16 protein-coding genes are annotated in these 15,884 nt (G+C 54.3%); 10 read left to right on the top strand and 6 right to left on the bottom strand.

Annotation, left to right across the window (positions count from 1 at the left end):
* Positions 1-3: 3 nt before the first annotated feature.
* Positions 4-1,044 carry a L,D-transpeptidase gene (locus ATHL_RS03525; RefSeq protein WP_062189860.1) on the bottom strand — a complete coding sequence of 347 codons (1,041 nt, stop codon included), beginning with the start codon at positions 1,042-1,044 and terminating at the stop codon, positions 4-6.
* Positions 1,045-1,246: 202 nt separating this feature from the next.
* Between ATHL_RS03525 and ATHL_RS03520 the strand changes: the two genes are divergently transcribed.
* The 5 genes from ATHL_RS03520 to ATHL_RS03500 all read left to right on the top strand — a co-directional run bounded on the left by ATHL_RS03520 (position 1,247) and on the right by ATHL_RS03500 (position 6,000).
* On the top strand, positions 1,247-2,269 hold the full coding sequence (locus ATHL_RS03520; RefSeq protein ID WP_062189858.1) for a hypothetical protein: 1,023 nt from the start codon (positions 1,247-1,249) through the stop codon (positions 2,267-2,269).
* Between the two features lie 169 nt (positions 2,270-2,438).
* Positions 2,439-3,008: a DUF2087 domain-containing protein gene (locus ATHL_RS03515; protein WP_062189856.1), complete on the top strand. Its 570-nt coding sequence runs from the start codon at positions 2,439-2,441 to the stop codon at positions 3,006-3,008.
* 73 nt (positions 3,009-3,081) lie between these two features.
* Positions 3,082-4,185, top strand: a complete 1,104-nt coding sequence (locus ATHL_RS03510) for a M24 family metallopeptidase (RefSeq protein ID WP_062189854.1) — start codon at positions 3,082-3,084, stop codon at positions 4,183-4,185.
* On the top strand, positions 4,182-5,333 hold the full coding sequence (locus ATHL_RS03505) for an MFS transporter (RefSeq protein WP_062189852.1): 1,152 nt from the start codon (positions 4,182-4,184) through the stop codon (positions 5,331-5,333). Before ATHL_RS03510 ends, ATHL_RS03505 begins: the two co-directional genes overlap by 4 nt.
* 10 nt (positions 5,334-5,343) lie before the next feature.
* Positions 5,344-6,000 carry an MBL fold metallo-hydrolase gene (locus tag ATHL_RS03500; protein ID WP_062189850.1) on the top strand — a complete coding sequence of 219 codons (657 nt, stop codon included), beginning with the start codon at positions 5,344-5,346 and terminating at the stop codon, positions 5,998-6,000.
* 32 nt (positions 6,001-6,032) lie between these two features.
* Here the strand turns inward: ATHL_RS03500 and rny are convergent, their stop codons facing one another.
* Complete coding sequence (gene rny / locus ATHL_RS03495) at positions 6,033-7,580, bottom strand: ribonuclease Y (protein WP_062189848.1); 1,548 nt, start codon at positions 7,578-7,580, stop codon at positions 6,033-6,035.
* 24 nt (positions 7,581-7,604) lie between these two features.
* The gene (locus ATHL_RS03490) at positions 7,605-8,252 is read right to left on the bottom strand and encodes a regulatory protein RecX (RefSeq protein ID WP_062189846.1); all 648 of its coding nucleotides are present in this window, start codon (positions 8,250-8,252) and stop codon (positions 7,605-7,607) included.
* A 520-nt stretch (positions 8,253-8,772) separates the two neighbouring features.
* Between ATHL_RS03490 and ATHL_RS03485 the strand changes: the two genes are divergently transcribed.
* From ATHL_RS03485 to ATHL_RS03470, 5 genes are all read left to right on the top strand, one after another.
* Positions 8,773-9,195, top strand: a complete 423-nt coding sequence (locus ATHL_RS03485) for a hypothetical protein (protein ID WP_062189845.1) — start codon at positions 8,773-8,775, stop codon at positions 9,193-9,195.
* Between the two features lie 8 nt (positions 9,196-9,203).
* Positions 9,204-9,404 carry a hypothetical protein gene (locus ATHL_RS18735; protein ID WP_062189843.1) on the top strand — a complete coding sequence of 67 codons (201 nt, stop codon included), beginning with the start codon at positions 9,204-9,206 and terminating at the stop codon, positions 9,402-9,404.
* 82 nt (positions 9,405-9,486) lie between these two features.
* The gene (locus ATHL_RS03480; RefSeq protein WP_162787562.1) at positions 9,487-10,506 is read left to right on the top strand and encodes a carbohydrate kinase family protein; all 1,020 of its coding nucleotides are present in this window, start codon (positions 9,487-9,489) and stop codon (positions 10,504-10,506) included.
* A complete protein-coding gene (locus ATHL_RS03475; RefSeq protein WP_062189839.1) occupies positions 10,503-11,612 on the top strand; it encodes a M20/M25/M40 family metallo-hydrolase in 1,110 nt (369 codons plus the stop codon). Before ATHL_RS03480 ends, ATHL_RS03475 begins: the two co-directional genes overlap by 4 nt.
* Positions 11,613-11,632: 20 nt before the next feature.
* Entirely contained in the window at positions 11,633-12,100 is a 468-nt protein-coding gene (locus tag ATHL_RS03470; RefSeq protein ID WP_062189837.1) for a YbaK/EbsC family protein, read from the top strand.
* A 63-nt stretch (positions 12,101-12,163) separates the two neighbouring features.
* Here the strand turns inward: ATHL_RS03470 and ahcY are convergent, their stop codons facing one another.
* From ahcY to mtnA, 3 genes are all read right to left on the bottom strand, one after another.
* The gene (gene ahcY, locus ATHL_RS03465; RefSeq protein WP_062189835.1) at positions 12,164-13,423 is read right to left on the bottom strand and encodes an adenosylhomocysteinase; all 1,260 of its coding nucleotides are present in this window, start codon (positions 13,421-13,423) and stop codon (positions 12,164-12,166) included.
* Between the two features lie 69 nt (positions 13,424-13,492).
* The gene (locus ATHL_RS03460; RefSeq protein ID WP_062189833.1) at positions 13,493-14,467 is read right to left on the bottom strand and encodes a carbohydrate kinase family protein; all 975 of its coding nucleotides are present in this window, start codon (positions 14,465-14,467) and stop codon (positions 13,493-13,495) included.
* Between the two features lie 13 nt (positions 14,468-14,480).
* Positions 14,481-15,539 (bottom strand): S-methyl-5-thioribose-1-phosphate isomerase, encoded by a 1,059-nt coding sequence (gene mtnA / locus ATHL_RS03455; protein WP_062189831.1) that lies wholly within the window; start codon positions 15,537-15,539, stop codon positions 14,481-14,483.
* Positions 15,540-15,884 lie beyond the last annotated feature (345 nt).

The following is a 15,884-nucleotide window of genomic DNA, read 5'->3' as shown; positions in this document are numbered from 1 at the left end:
GCATCAACTCACCACGACCAGCGTTCCATAACCCCGCTGTTCCCAGACATCTGGATCACACACAGGGGTAGTCCAGCGGAAAATCCACTTGGCAATTTCGGTTGGAACATTGACACAACCACGGCTCATGGGTGTGCCGAAGTTTCGATGCCAGTAAGTGCCGTGAATGGCAACGCCGGTCTCGACAAAAAAGGTCGTCCACGGAACACCAACCAGCTCGTAAGCCTCAATATCGGCGGTCACCTGGCCGTTTCCCATGTGCTTGGAAGCCATTTTTGAAAATACATGGAATTCCCCGGTAGGCGTATCGGTGGGAATGAGATTGGGATCTTTTCGCCACGAGGGCACCCCTGTAGAAACGCGTGTCCGCAGCACTTCCTGGGTGTCCTCATAGGCCACCAGTTCCTGGCGGGCAATGGAAATTTCAATGCGCTTCTTCCACGGTTCTACCTGGGGTGAGATGGGAGCAAACTCTTCCGGTGGAATCAAGCGTAGATGTGCGGCAGGTACGTTATAGGTAAACTCCAGCAGTTCATCATGCAACCGGTACCAGGGTTCTCCATCAGGACCTTCATCGATGGCCACCACCCAGTGCGTTGACTCATAATACAAGCGGTACACCGGCTCCCACTTTTTCATCCAGGGTAGATAACGGAGGGACTGGGTGTATGGCACAGTAACTTCGGCGAGTTGACCCCGCTCCGGGATGGAATTTGCCACCGGATTAAGGCGATATTGCACCTTCTGAATCCGCCCGCTGTGGAGGTACCCTCGCCACACCCTGAACCAGATCGGGTTGTACCCCGGGCCATCCGGGGATTCTTCTTCGCCATAAACATTGACCAGATCATCCCGACGTCGCTGGTACAGAATCGTGGATTGATCATTCGGCTTGCTATACACACTCACCGAGTGCGTTGCCACCCGAATTACATCTCCGCCCAGCCAGTCAGCCTCAGATTGCAGGAATGGATTTAAAAGCATAGCCCCTGCTCCCAGCACCGAGGCCCTTAAAAAATCCCGGCGAGATAAAGATGCCTTCATGGGTCAAATTATACCAGACCCGCCACCACGCCCTTTCTTGTCATACCGGCTCGCACATAAAAATCCCCATTCGCCAGAGGGAACTTTCAACGGCGCGATACGTCTTCTGATTAGCGCATTCGAAATGCTTGATTTTATCCATCGAGAATGTACAATGAAAAGACCACAACTTTTGTTTCGCTTTAGAAGGGGACACACAGACATGCATAAACTACTGGCTTTCATTCTTGTTATCGCCCTGGCTTTCGGCTTTGTTCCCGTAGCCCGGGCAGCAACATCGACCCTGGTCATTCCTACGATTGATATCGTGAGTGTTGTTGTCGATTCCACGGTTACCGTGAAGACGAACAACTTCCCGGCTCATGATAGTTTCGATGTGACGATGAATGTCATCGGCACCAAAGGGGTTGGCGGAATTAAAGTCGCCACAGTGGATTCAGGAAGCGGAGGGTCTTTAACCTTCACCTTCACGATTCCCGATAGCCTCAAAGGCCTCGCCCAGATTGCCATTCGCCTGCAAAGCCCCACTTCCGGCTATTACGCCTATAACTGGTTTACCAACAAAACCGGGGGGAGCACCGGCGGCCCCGTTACTCCCAGCCTGCCTGGCGGAGTCATCCCGACTTTTTCAATCACCTCGGTTGAAAAAGACAGCAAAGTGACGATCACCACTGCCAACTTTCCCAAGGATGACACCTTCGAGGTGCTCATGAATACATACGGCACTCGCGGGGTCGGTGGTACCAAGGTGGACACCGTTTCCAGCGGAAGCGGCGGCACCCTCACCTTCACCTTCAACATCCCGACCGGGTTGAAGGGCCTCGACCGCATCGCTATTCGCTTACAGAGCCCCACCTCAGGTTATTACGCCTATAACTGGTTCTGGAACACTCCAGCCAGCGCGGGCATCCCGGGCACACCCTTACCTGCAGGTGTGGTTCCCACCTTTTCGATCAGCGCCGTGGTAAAGGACTCTACGGTTACCATCAAAACTGCCAACTTCCCGGCTGGAGATCACTTTGACGTATACATGAATACCTATGGCACCAAAGGGATCGGAGGTAACAAAGTTGCAACCATCGATTCGGGATCGGGCGGCACCCTCACCTTTACCTTCAACATTCCAGATGGATTAAAGGGCCTCGACCGGATCGCCATTCGTACTCAGAGCCCAACTTCAGGATACTACAGCTACAACTGGTTCTGGAACAATACCTACCCTTGAGTTTTCAGGGAAATATGGGATGGTTATGGGGCGGCGCTTTACGCGCCGCCTTTTCTTTAAAAACTTCCTGAGTATATAAAAACCCCAAAAAACCTTTTCCACTTGACAAGCAAATCGAACTGCGTATAATTAATTTGATTATCATCAAATTAATATAAAGGATATCAAAATGGAAACAGAAATGAACCTCCCCATTGAAGAACTGCTGGCCTTCTTTAAGGCCCTTTCTGATGCCAACCGGCTCAAAATCATTGGCCTGCTGGCCACCGGTCCTCACACCGTGGAGCAACTTGCCGCCAGTTTAAACCTGGGTGCCTCAACCGTATCCCATCATCTTTCTCGCCTGAGCGAGGCCGGTCTGGTGAGTGCGCGGGCTGAAGGCTACTATTCGGTGTACAGTTTACAAACCGATCAGCTGGAACAAATGTCTCGCCGGCTCTTGAAACGTGAAAATCTTGCTCGCCTGGCTCAAAACACCGACCTGGAAGCCTATGATCGGAAAGTCCTGCACGATTTTCTAACCCCGGATGGACGCTTCAAAACCATTCCCGCTCAGGAAAAGAAATTGCTGGTTCTTTTACGGCACATCCATCAGGCGCTTGAAGATAACCGGCAATACACCGAGAAAGAGATCAACGAGTTCCTCAAGCGATACCATGATGACTTCGCATCACTGCGAAGATACATGATTGATCACAAACTGATGGCACGCGAGAATGGCCTCTACTGGAAAATCTAACCCCAACGACAGGCGGCGATGAGCCGCCTGTTTCGTTTATAATCGGAGGGTATTCTACTTTTGGAGCGCATTCATGTTCTCACAACGCCTGCAAAAGCTTTACGCCGCACTGCAAGATGCCAGCCTGGACGCCATCGTGCTCAATCCCTCACCCACTCAGCGCTATCTTACGGGGCTCTCCTTCCACCTGATGGAAAGACCAACCGTGCTGATTCTTACTCCCGGGCACCAGCCTGTCTTCATCCTGGCCAATCTTGAAACCTCCCGCCTCTCCCAGGCCCCCTTCCCGATCCAGGCCATTTCGTATGGAGATAACCCGGCCACCTGGCCCGAAGCATTTTCCCGGGCAGCTGCCCTCCTGGGAAAATCCATCCAGAAGATCGGTGTCGAACCAAACTGGCTTCGGTTTCTGGAACTTAAATACCTCGAATCGGCCTTCCCCCAGACCCAGTGGATCAACGCTGAGGGGGTCGTTTCAGCTCTTCGTATGCAAAAGGATGAACAGGAGATTGCGCTCATGCGTCGGGCAGTCGAGATTGCCCAAAAAGCGCTCATTGCCACTCTGCCTGTCATCCGCCCCGGTATCACCGAAAACCAGATCGCCGCTGAACTGGTGAACCAGATTCTCCGCCACGGCGCAGACACGCATCTGCCCTTTGCCCCCATCGTGGCTGCCGGGCCCAACAGCGCCAACCCGCATGCCACTCCAACCGACCGCCCCATCCAGCAGGGAGATCTGCTCGTCGTGGACTGGGGCGCCACCTGTGAGGGTTATTTTTCAGACCTCACCCGCACCTTCGCCATCGGCAAAGTAGAAGACGAATTGAGCCAGATCGCCCACATTGTCCAGCAGGCTAACCAGGCTGGCCGAGCGGCAGGCAGGCCCGGCATCCCCGCCGGGCAGGTTGACCGGCAAACCCGGAAAATCATCACCGACGCCGGGTATGGTGCGTACTTCACTCACCGCACGGGTCATGGGCTGGGACTGGAAGACCACGAGCCCCCCTACATCTTCTCGGAAAATGACCTTTTGCTCACCGCAGGCATGACCTACACCATCGAGCCGGGCATTTATCTGCCCGGGCGGGGCGGTGTCCGCATTGAAGATGATGTCGTCATCACCGCGGATGGATGTGAATCTCTCAGCGATCTACCCAGGGAGTTGATACAGCTTTGATCCCCCGCGACCTGCTCCTCGTAGCCTTTTCATTGTTGATCTGGGGTGTAGGTGAAGGCATGTTCACCTATTTTCAGCCTATTTACCTCCAGCAGTGGGGCGCCAACCCGGTAACCATCGGCCTGATCCTCGGAGCCATGGGGATTTCCATGACCGTTGCCCAGGCTCCTGCTGGTTACCTTTCTGACCGAGTTGGCCCCCGTCCGGTCATGTGGGCGTCATGGGTTTTTGCCCTCGCCGCCACCATCCTGATGGCCGCAGCCACCTCCCTTTCAATGTTCGTCATCGGCCTTCTGTGCTACGGACTGACCTCCTTTGTCATTGCGCCAATGAACGCTTATCTGATCCGTGTCCGAGGAAACTGGAGCGTTGAGCGCGCCCTCACCCTCCCTTCTGCTCTTTTTAACCTGGGAATGGTGATCGGGCCGATTTTGGGAGGGTTCATTGCCGAAGGGTCTGGCATCAGGCGCATTTATTTCTTTTCCGCCATCCTCTTTCTCATTTCCACCGTGATGATCTTCTTCATTCGCCAGGCCCCGGCTGATGAACATCATGAAACCGCCGCCCTGCGGCCCAATTTGCTCTGTAATTCGCGTTACCTGGGCCTGCTCGGCCTGATCATGCTCACTACTTTTTCTCTCTACCTGCCCCAGCCACTGACCCCCAACTTCCTCCAAAATGAAGTCGGTCTGCCGTTGCATGCCATTGGTCAACTTGGGGCTATCGGGAGCCTGGGAAACGCCCTCATCGGCCTTGGTTTAGGACATCTTTCTGCCCCCATAGGGTTTCTCACCGGCACCGCTCTGATGGGTGTCTTTTCTTTCCTGATGTGGCAGGGGCAGTCGGTAACCGCATTCGCCATTGGATATTTCTTTGTCGGTGGATTCCGCCTCACCCGGGCCATGGGGCTGGCTTATGCCCGCTATTTCATCCGCTCTACCGAAACCGGCCTGGCTTTTGGCTTGATCGAAACAGCCAATGGCATGGCGGTGATCCTTGCTCCCATACTTGCCGGCAGGCTTTACGAAGCTGACCCCCGTTCGGTTTACCTCGCCAGCCTTATCCTGATCCTCGTCCTGATCGGGATCAATAGCGCCATCAGAGTTCGCCGCGCCTCCCAGCCTGCCTTTCCTTCCAACCGTGTCTGAGAGGGAACCCATGCCTGTGGAAATCCTCACCTTTGTCCTCGGCCCACTGGAAACCAACACCTACCTTCTTGTCGATTCGTCCTCCGGCCAGGTAGTGGTGGTTGACCCGACCTTCGAAGTTGAGACGGTCATCGAGGAGATCCATCGCCGCGGCTGGTCGCTGGCGGGAATCTGGATCACCCATGCACATTTTGATCACATTGCCGGTGTTGCCACTTTGCAGTCGGCTTTTTCATCACCGGTCAGCCTCGCCCTGCACCCCGCCGATCACCCCCTGTGGAAAGCCGGTGGTGGAAGCCAGTGGTTTGGCCTTCCCATGCCGCCACTTCCCGACCCCGACCAGTGGCTTGAACACGGGCAAATCCTCACCCTCGGTGAAACCCGATGGGAAGTTCGCCATACTCCAGGTCACAGTGCGGGGCATGTCATTTTCTATGCTCCGCATCCCGGGGTAGCGCTCTGCGGCGATCTTATTTTCCGCCGGGGGGTTGGGCGCACCGATCTGCCCGGCGCAAACAGCGCTCAGCTCATCCAGAGCATCCGCCAGCACATCTTCTCACTCCCTTTGCATACCCGCCTGCTCTGTGGCCATGGCCCGGAAACCACCGTTCAGGAAGAACGGACAGAAAATCCTTTTGTTTCACCAATAAGAAACGGTCGGCACTGAAGCCGACCGTGTTCCTCTTATTTGGAGTAAGATTACTTGGCGTAATCTACAGCGCGTGTCTCCCGAATGACCGTCACCTTGATTTGCCCCGGATATTGCATGGTTTCTTCTACCTTCTTGGCAATATCCCGCGCCATCCGCATCGCCGCCAGGTCATCCACATCTTCCGGCCTGACGATAATGCGCACCTCGCGCCCGGCCTGAATGGCATAGCTCTGGCTGACGCCCTTGAAACTGTTGGCAATATCTTCCAGCGCTCGTAACCGTTTGATATATTGCTCCAGGTCTTCACGCCGCGCCCCCGGCCGTGCTCCCGAGATCGCATCTGCGGCCTCAACAATCACCGCCTCAACCGATTCCTGTTCCACTTCGTGATGATGGGATGCAATACAGTTCACCACCCGCGGGTTGACGCCATGACGTCGGGCAAATTCCGCGCCGATGCTGGCATGGGTTCCTTCCGTGTTGTGATCCATGGCTTTCCCCAGATCGTGAAGAAGCCCGCCTGCCTTGCATACTTCCACATCGGCATTGAGTTCTGAAGCAATGACCGCCGCCAGCCTGGATACCTCAACCGCGTGGGCAAGCTGGTTTTGCCCGTAGGATGTGCGGTATCGCAGGCGCCCCAGCATCTTAAGCACTTCAGGATGCAATCCGGCTACGTTGGCATCAAAGGCGGCCTGCTGGCCTGCCTCTTCAATATCTTTTTCCACCTGACGCTGTTCGTCAGCCAGCACCTTTTCGATATGGGCCGGGTGAATCCGTCCGTCCAGAATGAGGCGCTCGAGGGCTCGCCGTGCCACTTCTCGCCGCACCGGATCGAAACAAGAAATAGTCACTGCTTCAGGGGTATCATCCACAATCACATCCACCCCGGCCACCTGTTCAAACGCGCGAATGTTACGTCCGTTTCGCCCAACGATTCGTCCCTTCATTTCCTCGTTTGGCAGGGGCACCACTGAGGTGGTCACCTCGGCGACATGTTCAGAGGCCACCCTTTGAATAGCATCGGCAATGATCTCGCGGGCGCGTTTTTCGCCCTCCAGGCGCGCCTCGGCTTCTATTTGCCGGATGATGCGCGCCATATCGGCCCGGGCTTCTTTTTCTGCCTGTTGTAAAACAATCGTACGGGCTTCTTCCGTGCTCATCTGGGCAATGCGCTGGAGTTCTTCCATTTCTTTCTCATACAGCTTTTCGACTTCATTGGCGCGTTTATCGATGGCGCTTTGCCGCTTGTTAATCAATTGCTCGCGCTGTTCCAGCCGCTCTATTCGAAAGTCCAGATCAGCTCGCCGTTTGGTCAGCCGTTCTTCCTCCCGGGCCAGTTCCTGTCTGCGCTTTCCCAGTTCCTGCTCGGCCTCCTGCAGGATTTTATAAGCCTTATCTCTGGCATCCAGTTCAATAGATTTGGCCTTCTCAATGGCAAGCTGGACTACATTATCGGCCTTTTTATCCTGTTCTTCCTGGTGTTTTACATAGCGTGCATTGAGCGATCTGGTCACAAAAAAGATGATGACCGCTCCGATGATCAGCTCAATCAACAAGAAGAGGATCAGTGTAATTGTTCCATTGGGTCCCATAGGTTCTTATTACCTCACCTTATATTAAGATGAGCCGCTTTCTTCAAGGTGTTCACTCCACACCTGCCTGACGGTTTCCAGGGCTACGTCGTAAGAAAAGCCCTTTCGTGCCAGGAACCCCGCCAGACGTTTGCGAAAAGATTCTCGATCCAGATGATAAAGCTTCCTGGCGGCTCGCCTGGCAGCCTCGTAAGCCAGGGTGCTTTCATCCGGTAAGTCTTGAAGAGCCTGCTCGATCGCTTCTTCTGCCACCCCTTTTTGACGCAATTCAACAGCTACCAGCCTTCGGCTGCGTGGATGAAGTTCAGCGCGGTTCTCAGCCCATTGATGGGCAAACTGATGATCACCCAGCAAGCCAGCCTGCTTCAGACGATCGATCACCCGTGCACAATCTTCTCCAGAATAACCCCGAGAAAGAAGCCCTTTTTCGATCTCGGCTTCCGCCCGCGGTCGAATATTGATCAACCGCAACGCTGTCTGATAGGCCTTTTCCAGAGTGTCCTGCTCGCGAAGCTGGTTGATTTTTTCTACCGTCAGCACCTGACCGACAGACAACCACGCTGCCACAATTCGCGCCAGACTAAAAGCATACTCCCCGTCCAGATACACATTGATCCGTTCCGGGTTTCTTTTCTGAGCTTTTAATCCAGTGACCTTGTGTATGCCATCCATATCTCATCCAGAACGCAAGCAGCCGCTGAACTGCACTGCAGGCAGCGGCTGCTCTGGCATTTCACAGGTACGTGTCGGCCCTTCCGCTAAAAGCGGCATCAAACCGAACAAATCAAGAGAAGAAGGTAATCCCTCCTGGAGGATACCCGGACGTTCCTCTCCCTCTTTCTGAAAGAAAGGTCCGAAAAGGTCATACCAGCATCGCTAGAAACGATGAACCAGGACAGAATCCGATCCACAACTCCGATCCTTTTCTACTCTCTGACCTTCCTCTTCAACAAAGACCATCAAACATGCCCGGCGGTGAGCATCCCCTTCCTGCTCCCCCGAAAGCCTGGTTCCACGTGCCAATTGTTATCCAAAGTTCACCGCTACCTGCTGACTTCTTTACTTAAGCAGCAGTAAAAACGATTTTACCGTTTGTTGCTCCAATTATACCTGAAATTTTAACAGTTGCGTATATAAAAACAAACCCCGGATTGGGCTCCTCGGAAACTCAGGAATGTATTAAAATCAATCTATGAAAGATTGGAAAAGCACAGAGTCCACACAAAAGCACCATCGCCAGGTACTCACCCAAATCTTGCTTCCTCTCTGGTTGAGTATTCTGGTAGGAGTGGGTCTTGCAGTGCTTGCTGTAATTGGAACCGTCCACCAGAGCAGTGAGGTTAATCGGTGGGGAAATATTTCCGCCATTTTCGTAATCCTTCCTAACCTGATTACCAGCCTGTTCACTCTGGTTATTCTATTCCTTATCGTTCGAGGGGTATCCATCTTTCACCAAAAACTTGCCGGCTGGTTGATTCGCCTCCAGGGGATCTTCCATCAGCTTCGCCTGCTGGCACGGTCTCTGGCTGACCGTGTCGTTGCACCTGTTTTCTTCGTCCATCAAATGAATGCCAGAGTTCAATACCTCAGGAAAAAGTTCATACTAAGGGGATGAGGCCTCTCATGGATAATAACTGGAAAACCAAAACGTTACTCATCGGCGGCGTGATAGGCGCGGTGATTGGTGTCATTGGTGCCCTCGTTCTGGTACAACAGGCAGATAAGGCTCAATCTCGACCAAAACTGACCGCCGGAGATGGCGTCAAGGTCGGGCTTGGGGTTCTGGCGGTGCTCAAGCTCCTTGCTGAGCTGGGCGCGCGTTAGATATTTTCTTCCGTCCTTGGATGAGGTTTCCATGGCATGGTTGGAAACCTCTTTTTTTAGAATTCACAGGGTTTCTCAACCTATGGACGAATTTCCTTCCCACATTCGCTACCTGGTCATCGGTCGGTTAACCCGCCGTTTCATGATCCTTCCGGAAGACAGGGTTCTGGAAGACATTCCCGGCGGAAGCATGCTGTATACTGCGGCAGGGATTAGCGTCTGGGATACGGGCGTGGGGCTGGTCGGCAGGGTTGGATGCGACTACCCTGATGAGTGGATAAAAAAATGCCATCAATACCAGCTCGATACCCGTGGAATTCGGCGGCTTGAAGAACCTGTGGACCTGCGTGAGTTTATCGTGTATCCCGATCTGGAAACCCGGCTGGAAGACCAGCCAGTGGCTCATTACGCTCGCCTCCAACGGCCTTTTCCACCGGCCTTGCTGGGATACACTCCCCCCAATCGCACTCTGGATGACCGTATCCGCCCAAGATGGTATACGATCCGCCCCAACGACTTTCCAGACGATTACTTTGATGCCACTGCCGCTCACATAGCTCCCCTGGATTACCTGAGCCACACCCTGGTTCCCCCCCTCTTGCGGCAAAAGCATATCCACACCATCACTCTGGAGACAGGCAATGGGTATACCGACCCTGCTTTCTGGGATGATCTCCCGGTTTTACTTCACGGTTTAACGGCTTTCCTCATCACCGAAGATGCCTTGAGAAACCTTGCTCGTGATCAGGTCAAAGATTTATGGGAGCTGGCAGAAATGCTCGCTTCATGGGGATGTGAAATGATCGTCATAAAACGTCCCGGTGGTAACCAGCTGGTTTATGAACATTCATCTCACGGCCGCTGGATCATCCCGCCCTATCCCTCTCGAATACGTTGTCCTGATGGCGCCGGTGATGCCTTCAACGGCGGTTTTCTGGCCGGTTTTCGTACCACCTATGATCCTGTACAGGCCGCGCTCCAGGGTAATATTTCTGCCTCAGTGGTTATGGAAAGCCCTGATCCTTTCTATGCTTTCGGAGTGCTTCCAGGGCTTCCTCAAGCCCGCATGGAATCCCTCCGAGATATGGTTCGCCGCGCATGATTTTGATCGACTCCCGGCAAACACAGCAGGTGGTTGAAACTGCCTGCCTCATTCAGCAAATCCCCGCCCCAACCTTTCATGAGGAACAGCGGGCAGCTTACGTCCTGGAACAATTTCAACAGCAAAACCTCACCAACCCCCACCTGGATGCAGTGGGGAATGTTCTGGCCTGCCTGAAAGGCCAGCCCGGCGCTTCTCCACTGATCATCAGCGCCCATCTGGATTCCGTTTTTCCCCCCGGTTATCCTCTCCCCCTTCAACGTCAGGAGGATCAAATCATCGGGCCGGGAATTGGAGACAACGCATTAGGGCTGGCAGCCCTTCTCCACCTTCCCCATCTCCTTCGACAAACCGGCATTTTCCCTGAAGGAGATCTCTGGCTGGCCGCCACGGTCGGCGAAGAAGGGTTGGGGAATCTTTCCGGAATGCGTCACCTCGTTGAGCAATTTACAGATCGCCCTCTCGCCTATCTTTCACTGGAAGGAATGGGGCTTGGAAATATAATTCACCGCGGATTGGGAGTAGACCGGTACCGCTTCACGGTGAAAACCGCTGGCGGCCATTCCTGGTCTGATTATGGTGCTCCTTCAGCTATTCATGAACTGGTAAACCTGGCAAATCGTTTGTTAAAGTTACGCCTCACCCGCCGGCCACGCTCCACCTTAAACATTGGCATCCTTCAAGGGGGCACTTCCATCAATGCCATTGCTGCCAGTGCAACCATGGAAGTTGATTTTCGCTCTGAGAGCGCGGTTGCATTGGAGGAGCTTGTGACACAGGCGCTCCGTTCCGCGAAAAGTCTGGAACGCCCCGGAGTTTCCATCGAAACCACCCGAATTGGTTGGAGACCTGCCGGATCCATCCCGGCGAGTCATCCACTGGTGCAGTTAGGAGTTACTATTCTGCGCTCGTTGAACCTCTCTCCTCATCTGGATATCGCCTCCACAGAAGCCAACCTTCCGCTCAGTCTGGGGCTCCCGGCGCTCACGCTGGGTTTAACCATCGGACACCACGCCCATACCCTCGATGAAACCATTCAGGTAAGCCCATTAGCCAAGGGACTCGCCGCACTCGTCCATTTTGTGGCCAGAGTCTGGAAGACTTAAATCCTTTTCAGGGAGACACTATGCATCCACAGGCTCAACGTGTTCAAACGACTCTGATTCAGGCAGGGTGTTCAGTCCTTGTCCGTGAACTGCCAGACAGCACCCGCACTGCCGAAGAAGCCGCCCGGGCCGTCGGCTGTGAAGTAGGACAAATTGTAAAATCACTCGTCTTCGTACTCGATCCCCCCGGAAAGACTGTCCTCCTTCTGGTATCTGGCGCCAACCGGGTCAATGAAAAGTCGGTCGGTGAAAAACTGGGGGGCAGGTTGAGTAAGGCTTCAGCTGCCCAGGTAGAAGCAGACACCGGTTTTGTCATCGGCGGGGTGCCTCCGCTTGGACACAAGAAACCCCTGGAAACGTACGTGGACGAAGACCTGTTGCATTACGAGATCGTTTGGGCAGCCGCGGGAACCCCCCATGCCGTCTTTCCAATCACCCCCGCTGAACTCATTCGTATTACCGGCGCCACGCCGCTCTCCATGCGATAAATCAAAAGGGGTTATCCCCGAGCACCGGATAACCCCTTCACTATCTCTTATCGGAAGACCATTCTACGTGCCTTCTTCCCAGGAATTCAGATAGTGAATCTGCTCCTCGGTGAGGTCATCAATGGTAATCCCCATGGCCGCCAGTTTTAACCTGGCAATTTCTTTGTCAATCGCCTCCGGAACAGAATACACCCGCTTTTCCAGGCTGGAATGGTTCTTAAGCATATACTCCGCGCTGAGCGCCTGATTGGCAAAAGACATATCCATTACACTGGCCGGGTGCCCTTCTGCCGAAGCCAGATTGATCAGCCTCCCCTCACCCAGCAGGAAGATCTTCCGCCCATCTTTTAAAGTATATTCTTCCACAAAGGGCCGTACCAGGCGCTTTCCGGTAGAAAGCTCCTCCAGGGCAGGGATGTTAATTTCTACGTTGAAATGACCCGAATTAGCCACAATCGCACCATCTTTCATTACTTCGAAATGATGGCGGTCAATCACGTTGATATCCCCGGTCACAGTGCAGAAAATATCTCCCACGCGAGCGGCTTCCTGCATTGGCATCACACTGAAGCCATCCATCACCGCTTCCAGCGCCTTGAGGGGGTCGACCTCGGTCACAATCACATTGGCTCCCATGCCACGCGCCCGGCTGGCCAGGCCGCGACCACACCAGCCATACCCGGCAACCACAAAATGCTTACCTGCCAGCAATACGTTGGTGGCCCGAATAATACCATCGATCGTAGATTGGCCGGTGCCATAACGGTTATCGAAGAAATGCTTGGTAAGTGCATCATTCACCGCAATGATCGGGAAGGCCAGTGCGCCGTCTGCAGCCATCGCCCGCAGGCGAATGACTCCCGTGGTGGTTTCTTCGGTACCCCCGATTACTTCTGGTAAGAGCTCACGCCGCTCCTTGTGCAACGTGCTCACCAGATCAGCCCCATCGTCCATGGTCATGTGAGGGCGATGATCCAAAGCCGCGCGGAGATGCTTGTAATAGGTGATGTTGTCCTCACCCTTAATGGCAAAGGTGGGGATTTCAAAATAATTCACCAGCGCCGCCGCGACATCGTCCTGAGTCGAAAGCGGGTTGGAGGCCGTCAGCACCACATCTGCCCCGCCTGCCTGTAAGGTTCGCATCAGGTTTGCCGTTTCGGTGGTCACATGCAGGCAGGCAGAAATGCGCACCCCTTCTAATGGGCGTTCTTTCTGAAATCTTTCGCGGATCAAACGCAACACTGGCATTTCACGCTCAGCCCACTCGATCCGCAAACGACCGCCTTCGGCCAGCTTTGGGTCCTTAATATCAAAATTTGTCATGATTCCTCCATCTCAGATTCCAACACATCCAGGCCCTGCATCAACCCTCTCCTGTACCAGGCAGGGTTGCTACCCGGGGCTCAGGCTGTTTTCTAACAATACATCTACCCGACCATCATCACCGAACTGCTGCCGATACCGGCCTACAAATTCAGCCAGGGTAAAGGAATGCTCCTGTGGGCCACGCGTTTCCAGACAATAGGCAGCCGCCAGCGATCCCATTTTTCCACAGGTCTCCCAGGGTAACCCAAGCTGCCTGCCCCGGATGAACCCCGCCCTGAAGGCATCTCCCACGCCGGTTGGGTCAAGTATTGCCCGTGGGGTGGCCGCCGGCACTTCATAACAGTGGCCTTCGGCGTAAATGGCCGCCCCTTTTGCCCCCAGGGTAACAACCAGGTAACCGACCTGCTCAATAATTTGATCAGGGGTCATTCCAGTGTGTTTCTGCACCAGCTCAAACTCGTACTCATTGACAAACAGGCTATCGGCCCCAGTTACCCCTTCACGAATATCATCAGGTGATAACCGCACTACCTGCTGGCTGGGGTCATAGAGGTAAGGGATGTTCAACGCATGGCACTCCCGCACCAGCTGGCACATCGCCCCCGGGTCATTTGGTGAAATGACCACCAGCTCAGGGCGATCCGGCAGATCGTGAAGAGAAAGCTGTGCGGCAAAGGCCATCGCCCCGGGAAAGAAACTGCAAATCTGGTTGTTGGCCCGATCCGTGTTGGCAAAAAACGAGGCAGTATATGTTCCGCGCACCTCTCGAATGTTGGAAGTATCCACCCCACGGCTTTCCAGCCAGGCCCGATACTCACCAAAGTCTTCTCCTACTGTGGCCATCACCGAAGGCCGCCCTCCTAACAGGGCCAGTGTATAGGCAATATTTGGAGCATTGCCTCCCCGCTGACGAATCATGGACTCGACCAGGAAAGATAAACTGATCGATTCCAGCCGATCGGGCAGGATATGATCCTTAAAATAACCCGGAAACGACATCAAATAATCAAACGCCACCGAACCCGTACAGAGAATCGTCACGCTTACCCGCTCCTCAATTAGGCTTCGACCCTGCTTCAAGGATCGCCTGAAAGTGCACATCAAAAGGCGGGGTAATGACCCCTCGTTCAGTAACCCACGCACTGATTAATGTATGGGGCGTCACGTCGAACGCAGGATTCCGTGCCCGCGCCCCTTTCGGAGCAACCGGCTCCCCATTGATCTGAAGGTTCAACACCTCAGCAGGATCGCGCTCTTCAATCGGGATCATTCCCCCGTGTGGGGTTTGCAGATCAATCGTAGAAAGGGGCATCACTGCGATCACCGGCACGCCGTTGGCGTGCGCGGCCAGCGAAAGCATGTACGTGCCAATTTTATTGGCTACATCACCATTGGCCGCAACCCGATCTGCCCCGAAGAAAACCTTTTGAACTTTTCCGCCCCGCAGAAAAGCCCCCGCGGCTGAGTCGCAGATAATCTCGTATGAAATACCATACTGCTCCAACTCCCAGGCTGTGAGTCTGGCTCCTTGAAGCCGGGGGCGAGTCTCATCCACCAGCACATGGATGCGTTTTCCCTGCTCGTGCGCCATGCGAATACACCCCAGCGCGGTTCCCCAGTCCACAGCGGCGAGTGCACCTGTATTACAGTGGTGAATGATCGTATCACCGTCTTCAATGAGTGCTGCTCCGTGCATGGCCATCTGGCGATTCGTTGCAACATCTTCCTCCGCCATCCGCTGAGCTTCGGCCAGCAGAGCCCGACGCAGGGCATCCATATTTTCATACGGTGCTTCAGCAACCTGATGAATCCGATCCAGCGCCCAGAAAAGGTTGACCGCCGTAGGGCGCGACGCTCGAAGAAGCTCCATGGCTTTTTTAATTTCTCTCCTGGCTTCTTCAAGGGTAGGCGGAGTAGCATACCACGCCGCAAGAACCACCCCAAAAGCGGCCGTCACCCCGATGGCTGGCGCTCCGCGTACCGTCATATTTCGAATGGCTTCCACCAGGTCTTGATAACGTGAGAAAGAGAGCACAACCAGGCTACCGGGTAACCGGCGCTGATCGATGAGCTTTACCTGAGCGTTGGCAGAATCCCAGTCGACAGTGCGCATTCATCCTTACCTGTCCTCCTGGTTACAGGAACTCAGGGATTACCGGACTGGCCAGTAAATCCCTGAAGTACTTTTCGCCAGAAGGGACCGACCCGTCTTCATCCTGAATCCTCCGGGCCAGTGGGCGCTCAAAGTTTAACATGGCTTAGCGGCTTTGTCAAAGTATTGACACAATCTTCTTCATCCGGTATAAGCCAGATATGAAACGTCGACTCGCGGCATTCTCATTCTTTCTGATCCTTCTCACCGGCGCATGCGCCGCCCCAGCCATTCTTCCATTGTGGGCGAACCCAACGCCGACCCCAACCCCAACCTTTACCCCTTCTCCAACTTCCACCCCTACCC

The organism is Anaerolinea thermolimosa (assembly GCF_001050195.2).
GTDB lineage: Bacteria > Chloroflexota > Anaerolineae > Anaerolineales > Anaerolineaceae > Anaerolinea > Anaerolinea thermolimosa.
This window is presented reverse-complemented; position numbering and strand designations above follow the sequence as displayed.

What these genes read in the sequence shown, in the direction of transcription:
- ATHL_RS03480 (WP_162787562.1), top strand. Translation starts at nt 9,487, where the DNA reads ATGGACGAATTTCCTTCCCACATTCGCTACCTGGTCATCGGTCGGTTA.
- rny (WP_062189848.1), bottom strand. Translation starts at nt 7,580, where the DNA reads ATGGGACCCAATGGAACAATTACACTGATCCTCTTCTTGTTGATTGAG.
- ATHL_RS03485 (WP_062189845.1), top strand. Translation starts at nt 8,773, where the DNA reads ATGAAAGATTGGAAAAGCACAGAGTCCACACAAAAGCACCATCGCCAG.
- ATHL_RS03490 (WP_062189846.1), bottom strand. Translation starts at nt 8,252, where the DNA reads ATGGATGGCATACACAAGGTCACTGGATTAAAAGCTCAGAAAAGAAAC.
- ATHL_RS03500 (WP_062189850.1), top strand. Translation starts at nt 5,344, where the DNA reads ATGCCTGTGGAAATCCTCACCTTTGTCCTCGGCCCACTGGAAACCAAC.
- ATHL_RS03515 (WP_062189856.1), top strand. Translation starts at nt 2,439, where the DNA reads ATGGAAACAGAAATGAACCTCCCCATTGAAGAACTGCTGGCCTTCTTT.
- ATHL_RS03520 (WP_062189858.1), top strand. Translation starts at nt 1,247, where the DNA reads ATGCATAAACTACTGGCTTTCATTCTTGTTATCGCCCTGGCTTTCGGC.
- ATHL_RS03525 (WP_062189860.1), bottom strand. Translation starts at nt 1,044, where the DNA reads ATGAAGGCATCTTTATCTCGCCGGGATTTTTTAAGGGCCTCGGTGCTG.
- ATHL_RS18735 (WP_062189843.1), top strand. Translation starts at nt 9,204, where the DNA reads ATGGATAATAACTGGAAAACCAAAACGTTACTCATCGGCGGCGTGATA.
- ATHL_RS03475 (WP_062189839.1), top strand. Translation starts at nt 10,503, where the DNA reads ATGATTTTGATCGACTCCCGGCAAACACAGCAGGTGGTTGAAACTGCC.
- ATHL_RS03510 (WP_062189854.1), top strand. Translation starts at nt 3,082, where the DNA reads ATGTTCTCACAACGCCTGCAAAAGCTTTACGCCGCACTGCAAGATGCC.
- ahcY (WP_062189835.1), bottom strand. Translation starts at nt 13,423, where the DNA reads ATGACAAATTTTGATATTAAGGACCCAAAGCTGGCCGAAGGCGGTCGT.
- ATHL_RS03470 (WP_062189837.1), top strand. Translation starts at nt 11,633, where the DNA reads ATGCATCCACAGGCTCAACGTGTTCAAACGACTCTGATTCAGGCAGGG.
- mtnA (WP_062189831.1), bottom strand. Translation starts at nt 15,539, where the DNA reads ATGCGCACTGTCGACTGGGATTCTGCCAACGCTCAGGTAAAGCTCATC.